Raw genomic sequence first — 24,967 nt, 5'->3', positions numbered from 1 at the left:
CCCCACTCGCCTTTGCAACAGACTGCCGACACCGGCGCCCCTGCTACTCAAACGCCCAGACGCCCCTGGCGATAATCGCTGATGGCCTGATAGATTTCCTGCTCATCATTCATCACGAACGGGCCGTGCTGCACAATGGGCTCCTGCAACGGCTTCCCCGCCACCAGCAGCAGACGGCTGTCTTCCCTGGCCAACAGGCGCACGCCATCGGCCGCTGGATCAGTGTCGAGCACCCCCAGCTGCAAGGCAGTCACCATCTCGTCAGCAACCGTCACCGCCCCACGGTAAACGACGATGAAGGCGTTGAGCTCTGCCGCCAGCCGTTCCTCGAAAGCCACACCCGCGGGCAAGGCGATGTCCAGATACAAAGGCTGCGTCTGCGGGCGACTGACGGCCCCCTGTACATCGCGGCTGGTACCGGCAATCACCGTCACGGCAGCCCCTGCCGCAGTGCGATAGGCCGGCAGTTCGGCAGCTGCAAAATCCCGATACCACGGCACGCACATCTTGTCGGCTGCCGGCAGGTTGAGCCAGAGCTGAAAACCTTCCATGCGCCCGGCCGTCTGTTCGGGAATCTCGGAATGGATGACGCCACGCCCGGCCGTCATCCATTGCACGCCACCAGGCCCCAGCACCCCTTCATGCCCGGCACTGTCGCGATGGCGCATGCGACCATCGAGCATGTAGGTGATGGTTTCAAAACCACGGTGCGGGTGATCAGGAAAACCGGCGATGTAATCCTCCGCATCGTCGCTGCCGAAGGCATCAAGCATCAGGAAAGGATCGAGCCGGCGTTGCAGCTTCTGCGTCAGCAGACGGGTCAGGCGGACCCCTGCCCCATCGGAAGTGGCGTAGCCGGCCACCAGCGCCTCGATCCGACGACTGCGCTGGAGCGGCGGTGACAGTTCGGCGGCAAGCATGGTGTTCTCCTTGGCTTATTTACTGCGGCGGGTGCTCAATCGAACAGGCGCGCCAGATCGGCTTCAGCTTCGGCAAAACCCTGCGCCGTCGCCTCGGGCCCCATGTTGAGACCTTCCGCGTGCACAAAATCGATCTCGCTAATGCCCACGAAACCAAGAATGGTTTTCAGATACGGCACCTGGCTGTCCAGTGGCGTATCGCGATAGCGCCCGCCCCGTGCCAGGCCGATGTAAGCACGCTTGCCCTTGAGCAAACCTTCCGGCCCGTTGGCGGTATAGCGGAAAGTGACGCCGTTGCGGGCAATGGCATCGAACCAGTTCTTCAGCTGCGCCGGAATGCCGAAGTTGTACATCGGCACCGCCAGCACCAGCACGTCTGCTGCCTGCAACTCGGCAATCAGCGCATCGTCGAGCGCCACGCGGGCGGCCTGCTCCGGGCTGCGCTGCTCGGCAGGCGTGAACAAGGCCGCCAGCGCCGTACCGTCCAGGATGGCCGGCGGGGTGGCACCGAGATCGCGCACAGTGAGGCGGGCAGCCGGATGCTTGGCCTGCAGCCGGGCCACGATACTGTTGGCAACGCGAGTGGAATTGGCATCCGTCGCACGGATGCTGGCATTGATTTGCAGAATGTTCATTTTTTTCTCCATCTGGAAAATTGGCACGGAGTCATTGTATTACCCGAAAATAAGTTGATTAACCCAATCAAATGGGTAACATTGTTCCGTATATGGAACAATTTAACGCCAACGATCTGCTCATCTTCGCCCGCGTCGCTGATACCGGCAGTTTCAGCCGCGCGGCCGAGCAGCTCGACCTTCCCAAGTCCACCCTGTCGCGGCGGATCAGTCTGCTCGAAGAACGGCTGGGGGAACGACTCCTTCTGCGCAGTACCCGCCGCCTGAGCCTGACCGACTATGGCCAGCAATTGCTCGAACACGCCCGCCAGGTCGTCGCCGAAGTCGATGCCGTGCGCGCCCTCAGCGAATTCCGCCAGGCCCGCCCCAGCGGCCGATTGCGGGTCTCCATGCCCAACGATTTCGCCACCCTGCTCCTCAGCGACATGCTGGCGGCCTTCATCACCCTACATCCGGCGGTCACGCTCGAACTCGACCTGTCCCCGCGGCGCGTCGACCTTCTCGCCGACAACATCGACCTGGCCATCCGCATGGGCGATCTGCCGGACGACAGCCTACTGGCGGCGCGCAAACTGGCCGAATTTCCCGGCGGCCTCTACGCTGCCCCGCACTACCTCGCCGAGCACGGCGAGCCGCAGCACCCGGATGACCTCATGCGCCACCACACCCTGCGCCTTTTTGCACGCAGCAACGAAGCGGACGTCTGGCAACTTCACTGTCCGCAACTGCCCACCGCCCAGCAGCACTGGCGCGGCGCACCACCCGCCCGCCTGCAGGCCAACTCGCCCGAACTCCTGATCCAGCTGGCCCGCGCCGGTGCCGGCATCACCGCCGTCCCCGATTACTTCGCCCTGCCCTGGGTACGCCAGGGCGGACTACGTCGCATCCTGCCCACCTGGTCCCTCCCCAGCCACACCGCCTGGGCCGTCTTCCCCGGCCGCCGTCTGATGCCCGCCAAAACCCGGGCCTTCATCGACATGCTACAAACGGCACTGGGGGGAACGGGCTAGGCGCATTGCCCGATCATCACACCGATTTTTACCGGACGACCTGCTTACCTGAGTTCGCCTTTTTCCATACATCTACCCGTTGTCCGTCTTGCGTTCAGAAACCAGTAGACAGCGCACATTCTCGTACCCCACTTCCTCCAGCACCATGCGCCGCGCGTCGTTGATATCATCGGCATTGCGCACAAAATACAGCTGCGTTTGGTTGTCATTGAAGCGCGCAGCCGCAATGTAATCGCCCCGCTTTTTCGGTATCGTTTTGCTTTTCCGCCCTCGGGGTTTACTGCTCTCGTTTGCCGCCATACCACCTCCAGGAAATATCAGAACCCGCAGGCGCGAACACTATACGCATGCCATATGCAAGTCAAACAGTTTCCCACATGACATATTTCCCCATCCGCAATCGAGACTTCCCGCGTCCTTGGCGGGAAAAACCAACACCGTTGCGTAGCCAGCGATAACGATGGCAAGACTATTATGTTGCGTTGCAGCATAATATCCCTTATGGTTTGCTGAATTGCTGCTTCGCCCGAGCTTGCCGGCGAGCAAAGCACCCCACCGAATATCCTGTCTTTCCGGAGCCATCGCATGAGCGACATTGATCTGAAACAGTTCTTTCTCGAACAAGTCCCCCTGTTTTCCAGTTTCTCGGCAGAAAAAATCGAGGAAATCCTCACCCGTTCCCGCCTGGCTACATTCGAAGGCAATGAGGCAATGCTGGAAACCGGTGATGAAACGCAGCATTTCGGGGTGATGATCAGTGGCCATGCCGAGGTTTCAACCAGCGACAACACCGGTTCCCGCCACGTCGTGGCGCAATTGGGACCGGGTGATGTGTTTGGCGTGATGGCCTTGCTGACGGCGGAAAAAATCGCCGCCGACGTGATTGCCGGTAATCGTTGTTTTGTCCTGTTGGTACCGCAAACCGTGTTTGCCTCACACATTCTGGCCAATCCGAAAGCCGTGGCGTATCTCTCTCGGCAACTGGCAGAACGCACCCGCGCCATGACGGCAAGTGAAAAAGCGGAACAACTGGGCGGGTCCGGCCTGCTCGCACTGCACAGCGCACAGGCGGGCAAGGTAGTGGCCCTGAATGTGGGTTTGCAGCAGATTCATTTTGGCATCTACGACACGCGCGAAAGCGGCGCCGACATCCTCGGCGTGGTGGAAGCAGCGGATACGCCTGCAGCCCATCTCACGGTCCGCGTCGGGCCGCAACAAAAAACCCTGCAGTGCTCCGAATTCAGGCTATCTGGCCTGTTTGCTGCAATTACCGAAGCGACCGCCCTGCTCGGTCAAGCGTTCACCTTCCACCCGGCCGATGTCGTGGCGATCGGCCACCGCGTGGTGCATGGCGGCAACCGCTTTGCCAGCGCCGTCGTCATCACACCAGAGGTGATTGCCGACATCGAAACACTGGCGACCTTTGCGCCGCTGCACAACCCGGCCAATATCGCCGGCATCCGCGTGGCACAAAAAGCATTTCCCAACGTACCGCAGGTCGCCGTATTCGACACAGCCTTTCACCAGACACTCGCCCCCTACGCGTACCTTTATGGCTTGCCCTACGAGTTGTACAAGCAGCATGGCATCCGCCGCTACGGCTTTCACGGCAGTTCGCACCGCTACGTATCGCTGAAGGCGGCGGAAGTGCTAGGCCGGCCGCTGGGTGAGCTGGAAATCGTCTCCTGCCATCTTGGCATCGGCGCCTCGCTGTGCGCCATCGACCATGGCCGCTCGGTCGACACCAGCATGGGCATGACACCGACTGACGGCCTGATCATGCCCAGCCGCTCTGGCAGCATTGACCCAGCAGTCATGCTGCACCTGATCGAAGCACACGGCATGACACCAGCAGCGCTGTCGAACCTGATCAACTGCGAAAGCGGCATGAAGGGAATTTCCGGCATTTCCGGGGACATTCACGCCATCGAGGCAGCCGCTGCGGCAGGCGACCACCGCGCCTTGCTGGCACACAAAGCCTTCTGCTACCAAGTGCGCAAGAACATCGGTGCCTACGCAGCAGCCATGGGCGGCATCGACGTTCTGGCCTTCACTGGCGACATCGGTGAAAGCAGCGCCACCGTGCGCAGCCTGGCGTGCCAGGGACTGGCCTGGATGGGTATCCGCCTGGATGAGGAAAAGAACCGCGCACTGGGCAAGAACCTCGGAAAATTCGAATCGCACGCCCTGATTTCAGCCGACGACTCGCCGGTCAAGATCATGGTCATCGCCAACGACGACGAGCGCCTGGTCGCCTGGGAAGCATTGCGCGCCATCGAGCGCAACAGCTTGCTGCAGGAAGCGCAGGCGGAAGATACCCCGGCCATTCCGGTGGAAATTTCCGCCCACCACGTACACCTCTCGCAAGCCGACGTGGAAGCTTTGTTCGGCCCCGGCCATCAGCTGACACCGATGCACGAATTGTCTCAACCCGGCCAGTATGCCTGCGAGGAAAAGGTGCACCTGGTCGGCCCCAAAGGGCGAATTGCCAACGTGCGCGTGCTTGGCCCGACCCGCAAGGAAACCCAGGTCGAAATCGCCATGACCGAGCAATTCAAGCTGGGTGTTCAGCCGCCCATCCGCCAGTCGGGCGATCTCACCGGCACCCCCGGGCTGACACTCGAAGGACCGCACGGCAGCACCCAGATCGAACGCGGCGTCATCTGCGCCCAACGCCATATCCACATGTCGCCGGATGACGCCCTGCGTTTCCGGGTGCGTGACAACACCGTGGTGCGCGTGCGCATCGCCGGTGAACGGGAACTCATTTTCGGTGACGTCGTCGTCCGCGTGAATCCGGCTTTCCGCCTGGCCATGCATATCGATACCGACGAAGGCAACGCCGGCAATATCCGCACCGGCATGCTGGGGTACATCGAGGGCATCGAGAGCCGGCCTTAGCCGAAACAGTTACCGCCGCGACGGGACACACCGTGCGCAAGCAGAACCGGTATGATGCCTGCTGGTTCATTCATGGAGCGCATCATGTCGAGCACAGTCACCGTCAAGGAAAATGGCCAGGGCCGGTATCAACAGGAAATCCGTGCCGGCAAGCATCAGTATCTCGCCGACGAACCCGTCGACATGGGAGGGGCTGATGCCGGCCCGGCCCCTTTCGATTTCATCATGTCCGGTCTGGGTGCCTGCACCTCGATGACCTTGCGCATGTACGCCGAGCGCAAGGAATTACCTCTGCGCCAGGTCACGGTCGAACTCTCACACCACAAGGTCGAGATCGATGGCGTCAAACGCGACTGCATCCAGCGCAGCATCACCCTGGATGGCGACCTGACCGCCGAGCAGCGTCAACGGCTGCTGGAAATTGCCAATAAATGTCCGGTGCATCGGGCGTTGTCGCAATCTTTCCTGCTTGATTGCAGCCTCACACCATAACCCTGATCGCTGTGCGGATATGCGACAATTCCGCACGCCAAAATTCCTGACACATCCGCTTGTTGAGAGGGTCTCATGTTGGAACAGCATTACCTGACCGCACTATTCGAACCCAAGTCCGTTGCCGTCATCGGTGCTTCGGATCGGGAAAATTCGGTTGGCAACATCATTTTCAAAAACATCCTCAGCTCCGGTTACAAAGGGCGTCTGTACGCCATCAACCCCAAGCATGAGACCATCCAGGGCCAGCCGGCCTACAAATCGATCGAGGAAATCGGCGCCCGCGTCGAAATGGCGGTGATCGCCACCCGCCCGCAAACGGTGCCGCAGATCATCGAACAGTGCGGCCGCAGCGGCGTCAAGAACGTCATCATCATCGCCGCCGGCTTTTCCGAAAGTGGCCACGTTGGCGCCGCGCTGGAACGCAAGGTGATGGAAATCGCCCGCTCCTACAGCGTGCGTGTACTCGGCCCCAACTGCCTGGGCATCATCCGCCCCGAACTGGGCCTGAATGCCACCTTCACCAAGATCACCGCCGATCCAGGCAATCTCGCTCTGGTCTCGCAATCCGGTGCGATGTGCTCGGCCGTGCTCGACTGGGCCAAGGCCAACCAGGTCGGCTTCTCGTCGGTGATCTCGCTGGGCATGACCGCCGATGTCGACTTCGGGGAAATCCTCGACTACCTGATCTACGACAGTCGCACCCACTACATCCTGATGTACGTCGAAGGCATCCGCCACGCCCGCCGCTTCATGAGCGCTCTGCGCTCGGCGGCACGGATCAAGCCGATCATCCTGCTCAAGGCCGGCCGACATGAGGCTGGCTCGCACGCGGCGCGTGTGCACTCGGGGATGAGTGCCGTCTCCGACACCGTGTTCGATGCTGCCATCCGCCGCGCCGGCGTCGTCCGTGTTAAGAACGTTGGCCAACTGTTCTATGCCGCCAAAGCGCTGGCCTCCAAATTCCGGCCGCAAGGCGACCGCCTGGCCATCATCACCAACGGTGGCGGCCCGGGCGCCATGGCCGCCGACCGTGCCGGAGATCTGGACATTCCGCTCGCCGCCCTGTCTACCGAAACCATCGGCAACCTGAACAAGGTGCTGCCTCCCCATTGGTCGCACAATAATCCCATCGACATTGGCGGTGATGCCACGCCGGAACGCTACCGTGACGCCCTGCTCGCCATTTCGCAGGACCCCAACGTGGACAGCACCCTGGTCATGCTGTCACCACAAGCCATGACCGACCCCATGGGCGTGGCCCAGGCCATCATCAGCATTTCCGACAAGCTCAACCGGCGTGTCATCTGCTGCTGGATGGGTGAAGCACAGGTCGCTGAGGCGCGCAAACTGCTCGAGGATTCGGGGATCCCAGCCTTCCGCATGCCGGAAACCGCCATCGAACTGTTCCATCACATTTCCAAGTATTACCGTAACCAGAAATTGTTGCTGCAGACGCCGGAACCCACCCGCCAGCATGGCCGCCCCGAAACCGAAGGGGCCAAGATGCTGATCGAGGCCCTGCTCGCCGAGCGGCGCAAGGTGCTGTCGGAAATGGAATCAAAGGCCATCCTGCGCGCCTTCAAGGTGCCAGTTGCCCAGACCATGGTCGCCCGCACCGCCACCGAAGCCTTGCTGCTGGCGGAACAGATCGGTTTCCCGGTGGCCATGAAGGTGGACTCCCCCGATCTGCGCCACAAATCGGATGCCGGCGGCGTCCGCCTGAACATCCTCAATGCCCCGGCTGTCCGCAATGCCTACCACGACATCGTGGACACCGTGCAAAAGCGCCATCCGGAAGCCAAGATCAACGGCGTCTCGATCGAACCCTTCCTGTCCCGCCCGCACGGCCGCGAAATCATGATCGGCGTCTTGCGCGATCCAATCTTCGGGCCGGTCATCACTTTCGGTGCCGGCGGTTTCGACAACGAAATCTTCTCCGACCGCTCGGTCGCCTTGCCGCCGCTCAACAAATTCCTGGCCAAGGACCTGATCGAATCGACCCGCACGTCGAAAATACTCGATCAGTTCCGCAACCTGCCGCCCGTGGATCGTGACGCACTGAAGGAAGTTCTCCTGTGCATCTCCGAAATGGTCTGCGAGTTGCCGTGGATTGTTGAAATGGACCTCAATCCGCTGATCGTCGACGAGCATGGCGCCATCGCTGCTGATGCACGCATCGTCATTGACCACGCCACCAATACGTCTGGCGACCGCTACTCGCATATGGCGATCTACCCCTACCCGGTGCATCTGATCCAGGAATGGACAATGAACGACGGCAAGCAGGTCATCATTCGTCCGATCCGCCCGGAAGACGCTGAAATGGAGCAGGAATTCGTCAAGAGCATGTCCGACGAATCCCGCTACTACCGCTTCATGGATACGCTGCGCGAGCTGACGCAGACCATGCTGGTCCGCTTCACGCAGATTGACTACGACCGCGAAATGGCGATGATCGCCACCATTCAAAATGAAGAAACCGGCAAGGACGAACAGATCGGCGTCGCCCGCTACGTTCTCAACCCGGATGGAGAATCCGTGGAATTCGCCCTCGCCGTCGGTGACGACTGGCAGAAATGCGGTGTTGGCCGCCGCTTGATGACGGCCATCATCGACTGCGCCCGCACCAAAGGCTATCGCGCCGTGGTAGGTGACGTGCTGTCAACCAACAGCAAGATGTTCCGCCTGATGACCAGTCTCGGCTTCTCCATTCATCCGCACCCTGACGACACCGCGGTAAAGCGTGTAGTCAAGCCGCTGACAGGCTGATGCGTTCTTCGCGACAACAAAAAACCGGTGCTAGCGCCGGTTTTTTTCTGCTGCGAACTTATTTCGCCAAGAGGGTCAAAAAGGATATCAACTAGTTTGAAGCTCTGATCGGCCCGTTTCCAAATCTGCCTCCCCCTGCCCTCAGACCGGGGCAAGGCCGGCCAGTTCGCGCGTCAACGCGGCCGCCGGGATTTCACGGCAGCCGCTGGCGTTCTGGCCGCACCATAGCGGCGAATAGTCGCTGCTGCCATGGGCCTCGGCCGCCGCGCGCAGTGGAGCCATGTACGGCACGCCCAGAGGAAAGGGCGGCGCATCCGGATGGATCGGTCCCCAGCGGCGGATGGCGTGATTGACAATACCCCGCGCGGGGCGGCCACTGAACACGTTGGTCAGGGCCGTATGCACCCGGCTCGGACTTTGCAGCGCCTGTCGGTGCAACGGGCGGGTATCGGCTTCAGGACATAGCAGATAGGCGGTGCCTGCCTGTACAGCGGACGCTCCCAGAGCAAGCGCGGCACGGACAGTGCGCGCATCAGCAATGCCTCCGGCAGCAATGACCGGCACACGCACCGCCGCGACGATTTGCGGCAGCAGCGCGAAAGTACCCACCTGCGTGGTCAGGTCATCGGTCAGAAACATACCGCGATGCCCGCCGGCTTCCGCTCCCTGGGCGATGATGGCATCAACACCCTGTTTCTCCAGCCACACGGCTTCCTCCAGGGTGGTAGCCGAGGACAACACCTTGCATCCGAGCGCCTTGACCCGGGCCAATAGCTCAGGCGCCGGCAGGCCAAAGTGAAAACTGACCACGGCAGGACGAAAGGCGTCCAGCACTTCGGCCAGAGTCTGATTGAAAGGGAGGTATCCCGAAGGTGTTGGGATATGCGCCGGATCAATGCCCCACTGACGGTATTCCGGTTGCAGCTGCCTGAACCAAGCCGAGTCCGGTCCAATATCTTCCTGTGGAGGAGAGTGGCAGAAGAAATTGAGGTTGTAGGGCTGAGTGCTCTGTGCCTGCAACTCCATCAGCGCCTTGCTCAGGGTTTCGGGCGAATAGGCCGCGGCAGGTATGGCGCCGAGTCCTCCGGCACCACTGACGGCGGCGGCCAGACGCGGCCCCTGGACGCCGGCCATCGGTGATTGCAGGATCGGAAGTTTTATTCCGAGCATTTCGCATAGTGACATTCGGTCGAGCTCCTATCGTAACAGGTCCGATTATGCAGAAAGATGAAAAACCAGTCCAAGCTGCGGAATGGACGCAGCTGACAGGCTGATGCGTTCTTCGCGACAACAAAAAACCGGCGCTAGCGCCGGTTTTTTTCTGCTCGAACTTACTTCGCCGAATTACTCGCCGAAGAAATTCACGTCGTAAGGGTAAGGCTTCTGGGGCACCTTCGACGCATTATTACGCGCCGTGGTATCGGTATCCTGCTGCTTGTCCCACCACAGGGCGCGGCCTTCCTTCTGACTGGCGACCCAGGACGGATTTTTTTCCAGCTGCTCATTCATCCAGCGCGTGTGATCGGACACGTAGCCACTATCGACGACACCCATTTCTTCCTCGCTATCCAGCAAAAAATAATGGCTGCGATTCTAGCACGTCAATGCAGGTAGATCGGTGCTGCACTGCCGCTGCAGTAATCATCGAGGAATTCATCAATGGTCTCGATATCGCGCCGCCCGGCGGGGATCTGGTTGATCGCTGCCTCAAAACAATTGGCTTCGATACCGTGCAGGAACAGCATCCGGCCACTGGTTTTATCCACCAGTTCGAACCCCTGGCACACCGGATAGGCCAGAACTGAAAAATGCTCACTGTTGTAAACGACGTTCATGGAACAACTCCCAGACTCCTGCGCACGCCGCGCACGACATCATTTACGGCCGCATTCCATATTTTTCAAGGGTAACAACGAATTGATACAAATCATTGCAGAAAATCATCAAGCACTTATAATTCGCAACAAACAAGCCTGCGATAGCGGCTACTCCGGTTTGGGGAAACTGGACGCCGCAGCCACACACCGGAGACGACATGAATATTCATGTAGCGATGGCGGCAGTGCTGTGCCTGGCATTAGCCCCCCTTGCAACCCATGCCAGAGACATTCCCTCTGTGCCGCAGGCAGGAAAAGCGGCTCACAGCGAGCGCGAAGCCACCACTGACCACGGTACGCTGGAGGCGCTCAAAGGTCCCTTCAAGAATGGCCCCGAAGTCACCAAAGCCTGTCTGAGTTGCCACAACACAGCGGGTCACCAGGTGATGAAAAGCATTCACTGGACCTGGGAAGCAAAGAATCCAACCATTGACAAAACCCTGGGCAAAAAACTGGTCGCCAATAATTTCTGCGGCTCCATTCTTTCCAACGAAAGCCGCTGCACCAGTTGTCACGCGGGTTACGGCTGGACAGACAAGAACTTCGATTTCAGCAACCAGGAAAATGTCGACTGTCTGGCCTGCCACGACACTACTGGCACTTACCGGAAATTCAGCACCAACGCCGGCCATCCACTGTACGAGGATATCGACAGTTTTGAGCCGATGGAAGGACCGCCTGGCGCGAAATCCTTCAAGGCCCCCGATCTGACCAATATTGCCCAGCATGTCGGCCCATCAGGGCGTAGCAACTGCGGCAACTGCCACTTCAACGGCGGTGGTGGAGATGCCGTAAAGCACGGCGACCTCGATTCATCCTTGAAGAACCCGCCGAAAGAACTTGATGTACACATGGCCAAAGACGGTGCCAACATGGTCTGTTCTGATTGCCATACGTTCAACAGCCACCAGCCATCCGGCAGCCGCTATGCAGCAACGGCCAAAGATCCGCACGGTCTCGACCTGCCCCGGAACGATCACAACCAGGCAACCTGCGAATCCTGCCATAGCAGCTCGCCCCACCAGCAAGCCAGGCTGAACATGCACACAGGCAAGCTCGCCTGTCAGACCTGTCACATTCCCGCATTTGCCCGTGGAGGTGTCGCCACAAAAACCCTGTGGGACTGGTCTACCGCCGGCAAGAGGGATGCCAACGGCAAGCCCCTGTTCATCAAGGATGACCACGGCCACCTGAAATATTCGGCTGCCAAAGGCGATTTTGCCTATGGTGAAAACGTGCGTCCGGAATACAAGTGGTACAACGGCGTCGTACATCAACTCACTTTTACCGACCGGATTGACGACACCAAAGTCCTCGAGCTCAACCGGGTAGAAGGTTCGGCCCAAGACCCCAACGCCCGCATCTGGCCGTTCAAGGTAATGCTGGGCAAACAGGCCTACGACACAGAAAACAAAACCCTGGTGGTCAATCACGTATACGGTGACGACGATACGTCGTTGTGGAAAAACTACGATTTCTCCAAGTCGATTCAGGCTGGTATGGATTATGCCGGTCTGCCCTACAGTGGCAAGTTCGGCTTCATTGAAACACGCATGAACTGGTTCATCACCCACATGGTTGCCCCCAAGGAAAAAGCCGTTCCCTGCGCCGAGTGCCACATGCGTGGCGAACAAGGGCGCCTGGCAGCCATTACCGACCTGTACTTACCCGGGCGCGACCGCAATCGCTGGGTCGATCTGTTCGGCACCCTCGCCATCGTCGGCGCCATCGGCGGCAGTACCGTGCATGGACTGATCCGCATCCTGACCCGCCGCCGCAAGGAGAATGCACAATGAGCGCCGAACGCATCTACATCTACAAGCGCTACGAGCGTTTCTGGCACTGGTCACAAGCCCTGCTCATCATCGCCATGATGGTTACCGGTTTTGAAGTACACGGCAGTTATCACCTGCTCGGTTTCGGCCAGGCGGTGCACTGGCACAGTCTGGCCGCGTGGACCCTGCTCGTCATCTGGGCCTTCACCATTTTCTGGCAATTCACCACCGGCGAATGGCGGCAATACCTGCCTTCACTGCAGAACATCCCGGCCATGATCCGTTTTTACGCTTACGGAATATTCAAGGGGGAACATTCGCCCTACCACAAAACTGCTGCCCAGAAACACAATCCGCTGCAACGCCTGACCTACCTCGCGTTGCTGGCGGTGATCTCACCGCTGATCTGGGGCTCTGGCCTGCTCTACCTGTTTTATGCCGAATGGGGAAATTTCGGGCTGGACAAATACCTGAGTCTGGAGTGGGTGGCCGTAACCCATACCCTGGGCGCATTTCTCATCACTGCCTTCTTTTTCGTGCACGTCTACCTCACCACCACCGGCCACACCGTCTTCGCGCACATCAAGGCGATGATTACCGGCTGGGAGGAAATCGAAGAAAACAGCAAACACTGATTGACTGCAATCCCACTTCCCCGGGCAGGCTGCGGTCTGCCTTTTTCATGGAAATTTTTTGCCAATAATGACGCGACTGACGTTTGTGTCACACAAAAAGGCAAGCAAGCCACCACGGAACAGGCAACACGCCATAAAAACCTTTCAAATCACAGAATTAGCAAATAAAAAACTTGGCACAACTCTTGATAAAGCCATCCATACCAGCCGGCCCCTCATCGCGGCTTCGTTCTCACAGGAGGCAATATGTCGCACTGCATGTGTCACGGAAATTCCTTTACCACTGGCAACATCGACCCGGCCCGCCGCCAGTGGATCATAGCCACTGCCGGCGTGGGCGGCATTCTCGGCATGACGGCGCTGATCCCCTTCGTTTCCAGCCTGCTCCCTTCCGAGCGTGCCCTGGCCGCCGGCGCACCGGTGGAAGTCGACATTGGCCGCCTGCAAGCGGGCGAAATGCTGGTGGTCGAATGGCGCGGCAAGCCGGTGTGGATTCTCAACCGCACGCCGGAAATGCTCGCAGCCCTAAAAAAAGCCGAACCCATGCTGGCCGACCCCGCCTCCCGCGTCGCCTCACAGCAACCGGAGTACGCAGCCAATCCCACCCGTTCACGGGTGCCGGAGATGCTCGTCGTCATCGGCATCTGCACCCATCTTGGCTGCTCTCCTTCCAATGCTTTCACACCGGGCGATCCCGCCCTTGGGGCCGATTGGCCCGGCGGATTTCTCTGCCCCTGCCACGGTTCCACCTTCGATTTCGCCGGGCGCGTGTTCAAGAACAAGCCCGCGCCGACCAATCTGGAGGTGCCGCCGCACCAATATCTAAGCGACACCCGCCTGCTCATCGGCAGCGATGAAGCCAGCAAAACCTGAATCCTCAACCCCAGAAAACACCATGCGCATCGCCATCACCAGCCAAAACCGCCACAGCATCACCGAACACGCCGGCAAATGCCGCAAATTCTGGATTTACGACGTCCGGGAACAGCGAGTGACAAACAAGCAACTTGTCGAACTCCCCGGCGGACAGAGCCTGCATGCCCAAAAAAACGGTCTACCGACGGCACTATCGGACATCAACGTGCTGATTAGCGGCAGCATGGGACGCCCCCTGTATCTGCGCCTGCGCGAACAGGGCATCCTTCCGCTGATTGCCTGCGAGGACGATCCAGATCGCGCGGTGCAGGATTTTCTCACCGGCAAGCTGTTCACCTGTAGCCCGAACGCACCACACGCCCGGCATCATGACCACCACTACGATTGCGAGGAAAACACACCATGAAACACACCCTTCTCAACGACAAATACCCCGTTTTTTCGCTGGAGATCGAGAAAAGCGAAATCCGCTACCGCTCGCTTCCCGCCTTGATCGATTACTTCAAGGAAAAAATTGCAGAAAACCCCAAGGTACAGTTCCTCACCGTATTCGACCATTTCGCCCATACCAGCCGGATCGGAGGCGAAATCATGCCCGGCCTGGTAGGGGCCGTCGACATCGTATTCTGCTTTGGCTTTGCCATTCCCAATCCGCTGGTACTGGCGGTGCGCCCACGTGCAATCGGCATCGCCGATCTGGGAGAACGCTTTGTCATCAGCTTCATGGAAGCACCGATGGTGCCGGCCAATCAGGCGATGCGGGCCTGGGTCATGGATTTGAAGGATGCCTAAAAATCAGGCAGCACGCTGACGGATGAAAGCAATCACCTCTTCGGCCGGTAGCGGCCGGCTGAAATAATAGCCCTGTACCAACTGGCAACCGCGCAATTTCAGGTAATCAAATTGTGACTCAGTTTCCACCCCCTCGGCCACCAACTCCAGATTAAGTGCATGCCCGAGGCCGATAGTGGCATCGCAGATCACCTCACCATCGGCATTCTGGCCAATGTCGGTAACGAAGGAGCGATCCAGCTTCAATTTGTCGAGCGCGAACATGCGCAGATAGGCGAGCGAGGAATAACCCGTGCCGAAATCGTCCAGAGCGACCTGAATCCCCATCGCGCGCAACTGGTCGAGAATGCGGACGGTTTCATCTGGCTGCGCCATGGCAACCGATTCGGTGATTTCAAAAATCAGCCAGGAAGGATCCAGTTCGAAGCGTTCGATCAGGGCTTCGGCCCGCGCCAGCAACTCACCACTGCGAATCTGCACAGCGGAAATATTGATCGCCATATTCACGTTCTGCAGCCCCTGGCGACGAAACTCTGCCAGTTGCCGGAAAGCCTCGGCCATCACCCAGGCACCGATCGGTTCGATCAGCCCGGTTTCTTCTGCCACACCAATGAACATCCCTGGCGGCAGCAAACCGCGTGCCGGATGCTGCCAGCGAATCAAGGCTTCGACGCTGGCCACCGCTCCACTTTCAGCATCGATCACCGGCTGGTAATGCAGCACGAACTCATCCGCGCCCAGCGCCTGGCGCAGGGCGTGCTCGATTTCCAGGCGTTCCACCGCCACGCTGTTCATGCGGCTGTCGAAAAACTGGAAGCCGTTCCTTCCTTCTGCCTTGGCGTGATACATCGCTGCCTCAGCATTTTTCATCAAGGTTTCACGATCCGGCCCGTCATTCGGGAAAATTGCCACACCAATACTGGGCGTGGCATACAGGGTGTGTTCCCCGAGAACATAAGCCTCGCCCAGTACTTTCAGCAATTTTTCCGCCACCTGGGCCGCAGTGTTGGCATAGCCCACTCCCGTCAGCATGACAACGAATTCATCGCCGCCCAGGCGAGCCACCAGGTCGCTCTCGCGTACCGTCCGCCGCAGACGCTGGCTGACCTGAATCAACAACTCATCACCGACGGGGTGCCCCAAGGTTTCGTTGATCACCTTGAAGCGGTCAAGATCGATGAACAGCAGCGCCACATGATGCGTTTCGCGGCGAGCCACGGCCAACGCATGATCAAGCCGGTCATCCAGGCTGAAACGGTTGTTCAGGCCGGTCAACATGTCATGATGGGCGATGTATTCAAGCTTGGCCTGGGTGGCTTTCTCAGCAGAAATATCCTTGAAGTTGGCGATGTGGTATTGCACCGCCCCGACCTCGTCGTAGACCACGGATATCGCCAACAGCTTGGGATAAACCGCACCATCCTTGCGCCGATCCCAGATTTCGCCCTGCCACCGGCCGGTGCTCTGCAGGGCTGCCCACATGGCCTCATACTCCGCGCGGCTGGTACGCCCGGACGACAAGAGGCGCGGATTCTTTCCCAGCACATCGTTCCTGGCATACCCCGTCAGCTCAGAGAAAGTGGGATTGACGTCGAGGATGCGATTGCCCGGATCAGTAATCATCACCGCTTCACCACTATGCTCGAAAACCTGATGCAACAGACCGACACGCTCCTTCAACCACTCGCTCACCTGCCATTGCAAGGCAAAAACCGTGAGCGAAACAATGCCCAGACACAGCAGCAAAACAGCAAACAAAGGCAGCCAGCCCAACCAATAAAGCGGCAGCATGCAGGCCAGCAGGAAAAACGCACACCAGACCCAAAGCGTGAACAGCGTTTTACGTTTCACCCGTACCCCCTCCTTGGCAACACCCGCGGATTACCCTGCTCGTACACCTGGAAGCGGCAATTCACCGATTGCCCGGAAATCCGCTCCAGGTATCTCGCCTGCCGCTCCTGCACCAGCCCCCAGTCGGCCAGGGGAATCGCCGCGGGCAAGAGCGTATCCCCGGCAAAATCTGCTTCAATTCGGGTCAGGTAGAAATAACGGCAATATGGCCAGGCTGCCGCATAGATCGACGCCCCGCCAATCACGAATACCTGTTTTCCCGTTGCGCAGGCGGCATGCAGAGCACTTTCAATATCCGGCATGCGACGACAGCCGGCTCGTAGCGGCAGGTCGGCAGCACGGGACAACACAAAGGAATCCTCTGGCACCACGTCCATTGACGCATAGGTCAACCGGCCCATCACCAGCGCCGCACCCGCAACAGTACGTTCGAAATACGCCAGTTCCTCCGGAATATCCCAGGGTAGCCACTGTTCGCGCCCCAGCATGCCATTGGCAGCAACAGCGGCGATGGCGGCAATCATGCCTGCGTTTGCAGCCACTGCTCGCGTGTCAGCGTCAGCGTGATCGCTGGCACGGCCTGACCTTTATAGACATGCGGCTTCTGCATCCTGACGGTCGCCATGCTGACTGGCGCAATGGCAAAAATCGCCCCCATCAACTCCAGAATGCTCGACTCCAGGCACTCGCAGTGCCCATTTTCTTCCAGCTTGCGAATAGCCAGGAAGATCACCTCGTAATTGATGACCTCGTTGATGTCATGCGGATTACGAATCGCCGTCACCGGCGCCCAGGCGTCAACATGCACGGCGACCGCTTGCGGACCATGTTTTTCCAGGTGATGACAGCCGGTCCGCAGCTGTATCGTCGCATCCACCGAAGCACACCAATGACCGTCCAGCACCTGATTCCACCCTTCGCCAAAAGCAGGCACATTACCAGAGCGCCGAAACAGTTAAAAGACACTGTGCCCGGACTGCACAAAAAAAAAGGGCGCCGTAGCGCCCTCTACACCAGAGAAAACCACAATCAGGCTGTGGTACTGATGATCTTCCCTGTTTCCTGCCCTTGCGCATTGACCACCATGCGCGGCGCTTCGCTATTACTCGCTTCGACAGGACGCGGCTGCTCGACCGGAACCGGCTGCGCAGCCTGCACGCCACCCGTTACGGTAGTTGTGGCAGGAACATATGCACCCGATGCGCCAACGCTTGCGATATCCATGATCGACTCCTTTACTGCAATCAACTTACGCCCTCAGTCTACACGATCGACGCAAATCGTCCAGTAAACTAACGCCCATGCAGCCTACCGAACGCCCCCACATCCTGTCGCTCATCCCACCGATGACACAGTTGAACGTCCCCTACCCGGCCACTGCCTATCTGACCGGATTCCTGCGTGATCGGGGTTATCCCGCACGGCAGGCCGACCTGGCCATCCTGCTGGTACTTGATCTGCTCTCACCGTCGGGACTGGGGACCTTGCGCGAGGCGGCAGAGGCCCTACCGCGCAAACGCCGTTCGGCAAGCCTGAAAGGCTTCCTCAACGAATTTCCCCGTTATCTGCAAGTCACCGGCCCGACCCTGGCCTTTCTGCAAGGGCGTGACCCTTCACTGGCGCAACGCATCGTGTCGCGCAGCTTTCTGCCGGAAGGACCGCGTTTTTCGGCCCTCGATCACTATCTCGACGATGGCAGCGGCGACCCGCTGGCCTGGGCCTTTGGCGCACTCGGCCTACATGATCGGGCACGCCATTTCGCGACACTGTTCCTCAACGACCTGGCAGACGTCATCCGCGATGCCGGTGATCCACGTTTCGAATTCATCCGCTACGGCGAATCGCTGGCGCAAAGCCAGGGGAGTTTCGCGCCACTCGCCGCTGCGCTGGCGGCAGCACCGAGCCTGGTCGATGCGAGTCTCGAGCGTCGCCTGCTGAGTGTGCTGGCAGAAGACATGCCACAGCTGGTCCTGTTCTCGGTCCCTTTCCCCGGCTCCGTCTATGCCGCTTTCCGCATGGCCCGGAGCATCAAGGAAAAGCACCCGGACATCGTCACCGTGCTTGGCGGTGGCTGGGTCAACACCGAATTGCGCGAACTTGCCGAGCCCCAGGTATTCGACTTTTTCGATTACGTCACCCTCGATGACGGCGAAAAACCCTTGCTTGCCCTGCTCGAACACCTTGCCGGCAGTCGCCCGCAGGAACAGCTGGTGCGCACCTATGTGCGTACAGCGGGCCGCGTCCGCTACATCCACTGCGGCGAACCCGACATTCCCTTTGCCGACACCGGCACGCCGACCTGGGACGGGCTACCCCTGGATCGCTACCTGTCCCTGCTCGACCTGCTCAACCCCATGCACCGCCTGTGGTCCGACGGGGGCTGGAACAAACTCACGGTCGCCCATGGGTGCTACTGGAAGAAATGCAGCTTCTGCGACATCAGCCTCGATTACATCTCCCGCTTCGAAGCCATCAATGCCAGCCAGCTGGTGGACCGGATGGAGCGCATCAGCGCTGAAACTGGCCGCAGCGGCTTTCATTTCGTCGATGAGGCCGCCCCGCCCAAAGCTTTGCGCGCCATGGCGGCGGAACTCAAGGCGCGGCAGCGGGTGGTCTCGTGGTGGGGTAATGTCCGCTTCGAGAAAGCCTTTACGCCGGAAGTCTGCCAGGAGCTCGCCGCGAGCGGCTGCATCGCGGTTTCCGGCGGTCTGGAAGTCGCCTCCGACCGCTTGCTGGCGTTGATGAAAAAAGGCGTCTCGGTTGATCAGGTGGCACGGGTGACACGGGCCTTCAGCGACGCCGGCATTCTGGTGCACGCCTACCTGATGTACGGTTTCCCCAGCCAGACCGTACAGGACACGGTCGATGCGCTGGAATACGTACGCCAGCTGTTTGCCGCCGGTTGCATCCAGTCCGGCTTCTTCCACCGCTTTGCCTGCACGGTGCATTCACCGGTCGGTAAAAACCCTGCCGAGTATGGCGTCACCCTGCACCCCGCACCTTTCGCCGGTTTTGCCAAAAACGATGTGGCTTTTTCCGACCCCGGCGGCGTCGACCACGACAGTCTCGGGCGCGCCCTGAATAAAGCGCTCTACAACTACATGCATGGCGTCTGCCTGGACGACGATGTGCGTGGCTGGTTTGAACAACGCGTTCCCCGCCCCCGCGTCAAACGCGATTTCATCGCCCGCGCGCTGGCACTCTAAGTGCCTGGCTGCAGTTGCCTATATAGCCAGCCTCCCTCCTGACCAATAGCGCCCGAACGGTTGAAAACATGCCACGCCAGGGAATTGGCAAAGTGAAGGCATGCACAAATTCTGTCAGATCATACGCGCTAACGGCTACAAACCGCGGGCCCAGGCGGGTCGTAACGGTGCCTGGCCTGCCTGGGCGGCGTCGATCTCGGCCAGCAAACGCGCCTTGTCAGCCCCCAGGGTGCCTTTCAGGATCAACCAGTTGGAGGCATGGTCGGAGCGGAAAACAGTACGCCGGAGTTCCAGCGCGCTGATGAAATGCCGCATTTCGGCAAACAACGCCGGCTGTTCCAGAGGTTCCCAGTTCGGGAAACCGGCACGGAAACGGGCTTCGCCGAGGGGAAAACTGACCACCAGGGTAGACAGATATTCCGGCTGCGCCGCATTGATCAGACGGGCTGAGTTTTCAGCATGCTGCAACGACAACGACTGCCCGCCCAGACCATTCAGGATCATTACCGAGCGGCTGATGCCCGCCGCGCCAAGTTTTTCCAGGGCATCCAGAGTCGTGGCATAGGTTTCACCCTTGTTGACCGCCGCCAGCACCTCGTCATCCCCCGATTCAGCACCCAGATAGACCAGTCCGAGTCCGGCCGCAGCCAGAGCCTGCAATTCGGAAACGCTCTTCTTGGCCAGGTTGCGCGCCAGACAGTAGCTGGAAACGCGGCGCACTGCCGGCAGATGTTCGCGAATGGCCGCAAGAATGTTCAGCAGACGCCGGGTAGGCAGAACCAGAGCGTCGCCATCGGCCAGAAAAATCCGCCGCAGCTGGCTACCGTAACGCGCGCCCAGGGCCCGGATGTTGTCCAGCACTTCCGCTTCGCTACGCGCCCGGAATTTCTTCTGCGGCGCAGTGTACATCTCGCAGAAAGTACATTGATTCCAGGAGCAGCCATCAGTCACCGGCAGAATCAGGGACTCCGCTTCAGAAGGCGGACGGTAGACCGGTTCGACGTAACGGATCGGAATCATGCGCCTGCCGTCCGGGCCCGGAATACGTCTGGCACCCTGGCCTTGCAGCGGGCGCTGTAATCGAAGAAAACGATGCCCTGCTTGCCCCGTGCGACCTCGCGGCCACTGCTGGTTTCCACCGCGAGCCAGACCAGATCGCAGCCGTAATCGTTGAAATCGGCGGTCGCCAGCGACAGGCGCAGCGTGTCGCCGTAGAAGGCTTCCGAACGGTATTGCACGGCGGCATCAGCAACGACGATACCGACGCCATCGACATCGAGTTCGCTCCAGCCGAAGTGACGGAAAAACCGCACGCGCGCTTCGGCAACCAGCATCAACAACGCAGCGTTATCGAGATGCTGACCATAATTGATGTGCTGGATGTAGAGCGGCAGTTCGGTGGAAAAAACGAATTCATCCGGGACTACGATCTTGATACGCGCCATGTGGCTTCCTTTGCTGACTGTAACTGTCGCCTTCAGCCCATGCAGACATGCCCCAGCGTACGCAGGGCAATGCCGACACAGGCACCGCAGGCGGCCGGCTTCCAAACCTGAGCGATGCGCGGGCCGGCAGAAATGAGCACGGCCACACCGGGCAAATCGAATGGAGAAATAAGGAAACCGGCACTCTGGTTGAGCAGTTCAATGCTGATCTGCCCGGCACGGCGCATTTCATCGACCACGCCCATCATCGCCGTACCCCCCGCCAGGTACTTGGTCAGCGCCGGCAGCACCAGCATCCGATCGATGCCTGCCCAGTCCAGCAGCGGCGCCAGCAGGGCCGTCAGGGCGTCAATCGCACCGTAGGCACGCAGCACGCTGACGGCAACCAGGGACAGTACCAGCATGGGAATCGCCCCGGTCGCCAGGCGGAAGGCTTCCGCCCCGGCACGATTGATGACATCGAGAATGCCTTTGGCGCTATCTGCCACCGGGTGGTCGAGATGCTCGTCCAGCACGCCTTCGGCAGAAGACAGCCGGCGCCCAAAGAAATAATAGGTGGCGCTGGCCGCCGCCAGTCCGCCCAGCAGCGACCACAGCAAAGTCAGCCCGATATCCAGCCCCATCGCCAGCATCGGCAAGGCCGCATTGGCCTGGGACATGGCAAACACCATGGCCAGCGTGGCCGCAATGTGGCGGTCGGAGGCACCGCGCTGGGCCATCATCACCAGCGTCGCCAGCGGCGCGGCAAAACTGACGAAATTGATCTGCAGGGCCGCAAACACCCCCAGTCCGGTCAACCCGAAAGGTTTCACCACCGGGGCCGTCTTATCCACCAGCCAGTCGAGCACCCCGCGCGCTTCGAGAAAGCGCATCAGGGACAGCATCACCACCATCACCGGCAGCAGTACGAACAGGGACAGCTCGACCGCCGAGCGCCCTGCCCGTAGCAGGACTTCGATCAGGACATCCACTCAGCCTCCCTGCTTGATCGCCAGCACTGCCTGATTGCGCAGCGTGCGCAGCAACGACAATTCCTTCTCGGGAATGATGATGCTGTTGGCGGCATCGGCATCGGCATAAATCAGCGCCACCGGCTTGCCCTTGATGGTCAGCGGCAGCAGGATGAACGAGCGGGCGGGCGTCAGCTTGTGGTACCACTCAGGAATGCGCGCTGCAATCTTGGGATCGTCGGTATCGCTGATGAGAATATCGGCACCGCGTGCGCAGGCAGCGAAAAACACGTCATTACCGTGCTCCAGTGAGAAACGGAAACTGCGCGACAAGGCGACACTATCCGGTCCCAGGCCAAAGCGCCCCTGCATGCTGTTGCTGCGCGCATCGCGGATGCACAGCAGGACACGCTTGAACCCCATGGCGCGGTACATGGTTTCGAGAATGATGCGCAGGATGTCGTTGAGCTTGAAATCATCGACCAGACTGTTGCTAATGTCCTGAATGCCGGCGGTCAGCACGGCCTGGGCGTCAGGCTGCTCGGACAGGGTCGGCGCATCGGCCAGTACCCCCTCTCCTTCATGCAATACCGTGCCGCTGAAGGTGCTGGCAGTACCGGCGTCCTCCCCGTCCGGCGCATTGTCGCTGACGAAATTCTGGATCTGCCGGCCAAAAGCCGTTTGCTTGACGTTCAACTGGATGATGCGGGCAAACTCACCCACTTCGGCAATCGAACGATGCAGGCTCTGGTTCAGCTCTTCGTCTGCGACCGGCAGGGCAGTGGCAAATCGCATCTGGATTTTCTTCATTTCCCGCACGCGGGTTTCCGGCGTGGCATCACCGAGCATGTCACACAACTGCTCGGCCATGCCGGACAGCACTCGCAGCCGTTCTTCGGCACTGGCCGGGTGCCGCACCCGGCCTGCCGGCAGGTCGCGCATGGAGTCGACGATCAGTTGCGGGAAGCCCCATTGCCGGGCGATTGCCACGCCGAGATCCTGCAAGCCGATCCCCAGCACCGAGCGGGCGGCGGTTTCCTCGCTGCAGTTCTTCTGCAGCATTTGACGGCGGATTTCGTCGCTTTCCTCAGGGAAATAATAGAGCGCCAGCAATCGCCCCAGACCGTGGAACAGCGCGCAGATGAAGGCCTGCTCAGGGTCGGCCAGGCGGGTGAGTTGGCTCAGGTCGCGCGCCAGCACGGCGGCCAGATTGGTGCGCAGGAAAGCTTCCTTCAACTGGCCGGCATTCCCCTTGTTCTGCAAATGTTCGAATAGAAGGACCGTAATCGCGATGTTGCGTACCGCTTCAAACCCCAGCACGATCACCGCCCGCGAGACGGTGCTGATGTTGCCGCCACCGGCGGTGCGGAAATGCACCGAATTGACCAGGCGCAGGATTTTATTAGTCAGTGCGAAATCACGCAGAATGGTGCTAGAAAGACGGTTGACGCTTTCCGTTTCGCTGTTGGCAATGCGGTTGATCGCCGTAACCGATTCGGACAGGGCGGGAAAATCGCTCTTGTGGCGCATGCGACGCAACAGGAATTCCACTGTCGCCTGCGCATTGACCTCGCCACTCGGCACCTCCAGCGGCGGCTCGAGATAATCGTCGAGCGCGGCGGCAAATTGTTCGGCACTCTGATAGCGTAGCGCCGGATCGACGGCCAGCGCCTTGTGGGTAATCGCAGCCAGACGTTCATCCACTGGTATCTCGGCGGGCAGACGCACGGTCTCGCTGGCCACGCGCTGCAACAAACCTTGCAGGTCCCCACCACTGAAGGCACGGCGGCCAGAGAGCATCTCGTAAAGGATGAGGCCGGCGGTAAAGACGTCGGAACGTTCACTCAATTCGCGCCGCAGCACATACTCCGGCGCCATGTAATTGGGGGTGCCGGAAAGTTGATCCATGCGCTCGCTCGGCGCATCGACCGGAGTAGCAATGCCGAAATCCATGACCCGCGGCGTGTCGTCCGCATCGAGCAGGATATTTGACGGTTTCAGATCGCGGTGAATGACCCCGGCTGCGTGCGCCTGCGCCACCGCCTCCAGGATGTCGCGCATGATGCCGGCTGCGCGCACCGGCTGCAGGGCACCATGAATGCGCAGGAACTCGGCCAGGTTACGCCCGGGCACATATTCAAATACGAGGTAAAGATCACCCTCTTCCTCGCCGGCCTCGAATATCGGTACCAGATTGGCGTGACGCAAGCGGCTGACTGAACGCGCCTCCGCCAGCAGCGCCCGATTCTGCCCCGGTTTGGGCTGCTGGAAATGCAGGGTCTTGATCGCCACCTCGCGCTCCAGCTGCGGGTCCCAGGCACGATAGACCACGCTCTGCGCACCACGCCCGAGTTCGCCACGAATTTCAAAACGACCGATTTTTTGCATCATGCATCCAGTTCGGCAGTCCAGGCCAACTCCGGGGTGCCCGCCGCAGTCCCCCACAGGATTGCATTTTGGCCGTAATCGGCCGCCAACGCCAGTGCATCGAGGCGTTCGAGATCGGGCACGAACACACTTTCTTCCACCGGCCACGCAGCATCATCGGCAATGTTCTCGCCACTGAAGGTATCGTAATTCCCCTCCAGCAAGTCAGCGACCAAGGCCGCCTGTTGTTCGGCGTTGCGCTCGACCGAGGCGACGCTACCCGGATTGCAGGCCGTCAGCACGGCAAAACAACGGGCACCAGTGGTCGCCAGCCAAGCGGCGAGTCGTGCATCCGTTTTGCCGACCCGCAAATCGATCACGCCGCCCGGCAGATAGACCCGGTAACAGGTCGCGGCATAGGCCGCGGCCAATTCACTCTGTGTCATGGTTGATCATCCCGCCA

General features: G+C 59.9%; 25 protein-coding genes. 10 read left to right on the top strand and 15 right to left on the bottom strand.

Annotation, left to right across the window (positions count from 1 at the left end):
• Positions 1-47: 47 nt before the first annotated feature.
• Together JYJ39_RS06205 and JYJ39_RS06200 are read right to left on the bottom strand one after the other, a co-directional pair.
• A complete protein-coding gene (locus JYJ39_RS06205; protein WP_205202948.1) occupies positions 48-920 on the bottom strand; it encodes a pirin family protein in 873 nt (290 codons plus the stop codon).
• 35 nt (positions 921-955) lie between these two features.
• Positions 956-1,555, bottom strand: a complete 600-nt coding sequence (locus JYJ39_RS06200) for an FMN-dependent NADH-azoreductase (RefSeq protein ID WP_205202946.1) — start codon at positions 1,553-1,555, stop codon at positions 956-958.
• 92 nt (positions 1,556-1,647) lie between these two features.
• Here JYJ39_RS06200 and JYJ39_RS06195 point away from each other — a divergent pair, with 92 nt between their 5' ends.
• A complete protein-coding gene (locus tag JYJ39_RS06195) occupies positions 1,648-2,565 on the top strand; it encodes a LysR family transcriptional regulator (RefSeq protein ID WP_205202944.1) in 918 nt (305 codons plus the stop codon).
• A 72-nt stretch (positions 2,566-2,637) separates the two neighbouring features.
• On the opposite strand, the gene JYJ39_RS06190 is transcribed toward JYJ39_RS06195, so the two are convergent.
• The gene (locus JYJ39_RS06190) at positions 2,638-2,865 is read right to left on the bottom strand and encodes a hypothetical protein (RefSeq protein WP_205202942.1); all 228 of its coding nucleotides are present in this window, start codon (positions 2,863-2,865) and stop codon (positions 2,638-2,640) included.
• 285 nt (positions 2,866-3,150) lie between these two features.
• On the opposite strand from JYJ39_RS06190, the gene JYJ39_RS06185 reads away from it, so the two are divergent.
• The 3 genes from JYJ39_RS06185 (at position 3,151) to JYJ39_RS06175 (ending at position 8,730) form a co-directional block, all read left to right on the top strand.
• The gene (locus JYJ39_RS06185) at positions 3,151-5,466 is read left to right on the top strand and encodes an acetate/propionate family kinase (protein ID WP_205202940.1); all 2,316 of its coding nucleotides are present in this window, start codon (positions 3,151-3,153) and stop codon (positions 5,464-5,466) included.
• A 51-nt stretch (positions 5,467-5,517) separates the two neighbouring features.
• Entirely contained in the window at positions 5,518-5,958 is a 441-nt protein-coding gene (locus tag JYJ39_RS06180; protein WP_240189564.1) for an OsmC family protein, read from the top strand.
• 75 nt (positions 5,959-6,033) lie between these two features.
• A complete protein-coding gene (locus JYJ39_RS06175) occupies positions 6,034-8,730 on the top strand; it encodes a bifunctional acetate--CoA ligase family protein/GNAT family N-acetyltransferase (protein WP_205202938.1) in 2,697 nt (898 codons plus the stop codon).
• Positions 8,731-8,871: 141 nt separating this feature from the next.
• Here JYJ39_RS06175 and JYJ39_RS06170 read toward each other — a convergent pair whose 3' ends face one another.
• From JYJ39_RS06170 to JYJ39_RS06160, 3 genes are all read right to left on the bottom strand, one after another.
• Positions 8,872-9,915, bottom strand: a complete 1,044-nt coding sequence (locus JYJ39_RS06170) for an NAD(P)H-dependent flavin oxidoreductase (protein ID WP_205202936.1) — start codon at positions 9,913-9,915, stop codon at positions 8,872-8,874.
• A gap of 159 nt (positions 9,916-10,074) precedes the next feature.
• Positions 10,075-10,284, bottom strand: a complete 210-nt coding sequence (locus JYJ39_RS06165; RefSeq protein WP_205202934.1) for a DUF3460 family protein — start codon at positions 10,282-10,284, stop codon at positions 10,075-10,077.
• Positions 10,285-10,331: 47 nt separating this feature from the next.
• Entirely contained in the window at positions 10,332-10,565 is a 234-nt protein-coding gene (locus tag JYJ39_RS06160; RefSeq protein ID WP_205202932.1) for a DUF3567 family protein, read from the bottom strand.
• A 200-nt stretch (positions 10,566-10,765) separates the two neighbouring features.
• Here JYJ39_RS06160 and JYJ39_RS06155 point away from each other — a divergent pair, with 200 nt between their 5' ends.
• The 5 genes from JYJ39_RS06155 (at position 10,766) to JYJ39_RS06135 (ending at position 14,685) form a co-directional block, all read left to right on the top strand.
• Complete coding sequence (locus JYJ39_RS06155) at positions 10,766-12,403, top strand: tetrathionate reductase family octaheme c-type cytochrome (protein ID WP_205202931.1); 1,638 nt, start codon at positions 10,766-10,768, stop codon at positions 12,401-12,403.
• The gene (locus JYJ39_RS06150) at positions 12,400-13,017 is read left to right on the top strand and encodes a cytochrome b/b6 domain-containing protein (RefSeq protein WP_205202929.1); all 618 of its coding nucleotides are present in this window, start codon (positions 12,400-12,402) and stop codon (positions 13,015-13,017) included. Before JYJ39_RS06155 ends, JYJ39_RS06150 begins: the two co-directional genes overlap by 4 nt.
• A gap of 246 nt (positions 13,018-13,263) precedes the next feature.
• Positions 13,264-13,890 carry a ubiquinol-cytochrome c reductase iron-sulfur subunit gene (gene petA / locus JYJ39_RS06145; RefSeq protein ID WP_240189563.1) on the top strand — a complete coding sequence of 209 codons (627 nt, stop codon included), beginning with the start codon at positions 13,264-13,266 and terminating at the stop codon, positions 13,888-13,890.
• 22 nt (positions 13,891-13,912) lie between these two features.
• Positions 13,913-14,299, top strand: a complete 387-nt coding sequence (locus tag JYJ39_RS06140) for a NifB/NifX family molybdenum-iron cluster-binding protein (protein WP_205202927.1) — start codon at positions 13,913-13,915, stop codon at positions 14,297-14,299.
• The gene (locus JYJ39_RS06135; RefSeq protein ID WP_205202925.1) at positions 14,296-14,685 is read left to right on the top strand and encodes a DUF6858 family protein; all 390 of its coding nucleotides are present in this window, start codon (positions 14,296-14,298) and stop codon (positions 14,683-14,685) included. Before JYJ39_RS06140 ends, JYJ39_RS06135 begins: the two co-directional genes overlap by 4 nt.
• 3 nt (positions 14,686-14,688) lie before the next feature.
• Here JYJ39_RS06135 and JYJ39_RS06130 read toward each other — a convergent pair whose 3' ends face one another.
• The 4 genes from JYJ39_RS06130 to JYJ39_RS06115 all read right to left on the bottom strand — a co-directional run bounded on the left by JYJ39_RS06130 (position 14,689) and on the right by JYJ39_RS06115 (position 17,760).
• Positions 14,689-16,536 carry a putative bifunctional diguanylate cyclase/phosphodiesterase gene (locus tag JYJ39_RS06130; RefSeq protein ID WP_205202923.1) on the bottom strand — a complete coding sequence of 616 codons (1,848 nt, stop codon included), beginning with the start codon at positions 16,534-16,536 and terminating at the stop codon, positions 14,689-14,691.
• Positions 16,533-17,060 carry a dihydrofolate reductase gene (locus JYJ39_RS06125; RefSeq protein WP_205202921.1) on the bottom strand — a complete coding sequence of 176 codons (528 nt, stop codon included), beginning with the start codon at positions 17,058-17,060 and terminating at the stop codon, positions 16,533-16,535. The genes JYJ39_RS06130 and JYJ39_RS06125 overlap by 4 nt, the downstream gene beginning before the upstream one ends.
• Positions 17,057-17,470 (bottom strand): dihydroneopterin aldolase, encoded by a 414-nt coding sequence (locus tag JYJ39_RS06120; RefSeq protein ID WP_205202919.1) that lies wholly within the window; start codon positions 17,468-17,470, stop codon positions 17,057-17,059. The genes JYJ39_RS06125 and JYJ39_RS06120 overlap by 4 nt, the downstream gene beginning before the upstream one ends.
• A 95-nt stretch (positions 17,471-17,565) precedes the next feature.
• A complete protein-coding gene (locus JYJ39_RS06115; protein ID WP_205202917.1) occupies positions 17,566-17,760 on the bottom strand; it encodes a hypothetical protein in 195 nt (64 codons plus the stop codon).
• A gap of 77 nt (positions 17,761-17,837) precedes the next feature.
• On the opposite strand from JYJ39_RS06115, the gene JYJ39_RS06110 reads away from it, so the two are divergent.
• Positions 17,838-19,742, top strand: a complete 1,905-nt coding sequence (locus tag JYJ39_RS06110; RefSeq protein WP_205202916.1) for a B12-binding domain-containing radical SAM protein — start codon at positions 17,838-17,840, stop codon at positions 19,740-19,742.
• A 135-nt stretch (positions 19,743-19,877) separates the two neighbouring features.
• Here JYJ39_RS06110 and JYJ39_RS06105 read toward each other — a convergent pair whose 3' ends face one another.
• From JYJ39_RS06105 to JYJ39_RS06085, 5 genes are read right to left on the bottom strand one after another with little or no spacing between them, the layout of a single operon-like run.
• Positions 19,878-20,762, bottom strand: a complete 885-nt coding sequence (locus tag JYJ39_RS06105) for a radical SAM protein (protein WP_205202915.1) — start codon at positions 20,760-20,762, stop codon at positions 19,878-19,880.
• Positions 20,759-21,187: an acyl-CoA thioesterase gene (locus tag JYJ39_RS06100; RefSeq protein ID WP_205202914.1), complete on the bottom strand. Its 429-nt coding sequence runs from the start codon at positions 21,185-21,187 to the stop codon at positions 20,759-20,761. The genes JYJ39_RS06105 and JYJ39_RS06100 overlap by 4 nt, the downstream gene beginning before the upstream one ends.
• A gap of 32 nt (positions 21,188-21,219) precedes the next feature.
• On the bottom strand, positions 21,220-22,158 hold the full coding sequence (locus JYJ39_RS06095) for a nucleoside recognition domain-containing protein (protein WP_205202913.1): 939 nt from the start codon (positions 22,156-22,158) through the stop codon (positions 21,220-21,222).
• Entirely contained in the window at positions 22,159-24,528 is a 2,370-nt protein-coding gene (locus JYJ39_RS06090) for a serine/threonine protein kinase (protein WP_205202912.1), read from the bottom strand.
• On the bottom strand, positions 24,525-24,950 hold the full coding sequence (locus JYJ39_RS06085) for a DUF3293 domain-containing protein (protein ID WP_205202911.1): 426 nt from the start codon (positions 24,948-24,950) through the stop codon (positions 24,525-24,527). The genes JYJ39_RS06090 and JYJ39_RS06085 overlap by 4 nt, the downstream gene beginning before the upstream one ends.
• Positions 24,951-24,967: the final 17 nt, after the last annotated feature.

The sequence above is a fragment of the Azonexus hydrophilus genome (assembly GCF_905120355.1).
Lineage (GTDB): Bacteria > Pseudomonadota > Gammaproteobacteria > Burkholderiales > Rhodocyclaceae > Azonexus.
This window is presented reverse-complemented; position numbering and strand designations above follow the sequence as displayed.